General features: G+C 76.4%; 1 protein-coding gene. It reads left to right on the top strand.

Features of this window, described 5'->3' with window-relative positions:
• Positions 1-63: 63 nt before the first annotated feature.
• Positions 64-441, top strand: a 378-nt coding sequence (locus AOK03_RS37435; protein WP_208609681.1) for a coenzyme F420-0:L-glutamate ligase, incomplete at its 3' end; no start/stop codon positions are given.

Here is a 441-nt window from a genome sequence, read left to right as displayed (position 1 = left end):
CGACCTCGACGCCACCGCCCAGATGGCGCGCGAAGCCCTCGCGCTGGCGTCGGAGGTCCGCGCGTGACACCGCCGTCGTACAGCGTGTGGGCCGTCCCCGGGCTCCCCGAGGTGCGGGCGGGCGACGACCTCGCCAAGCTGATCGCCGCCGCCGAGCCGGGGCTCGCCGACGGTGACGTCGTCGTGGTCACCTCCAAGATCGTCAGCAAGGCCGAGGGCCGGATCGTCGAGGCGGCGGACCGCGAGGCGGCCATCGACGCCGAGACCGTGCGGGTCGTGGCGCGCCGCGGGACCCTGCGCATCGTCGAGAACCGGCAGGGGCTCGTGATGGCCGCGGCCGGCGTCGACGCGTCCAACACCCCTGCGGGGACCGTGCTGTTGCTGCCCACCGACCCCGACGCGTCGGCCCGCGCGGTGCGCGACGGGCTGCGGGACGCGCTG

Source organism: Streptomyces atriruber, from assembly GCF_001418325.1.
GTDB classification, from domain to species: domain Bacteria; phylum Actinomycetota; class Actinomycetes; order Streptomycetales; family Streptomycetaceae; genus Streptomyces; species Streptomyces atriruber.
The sequence above is the reverse complement of the archived record's forward strand: the minus strand, read 5'-3'. Positions and strand labels throughout refer to the sequence as shown.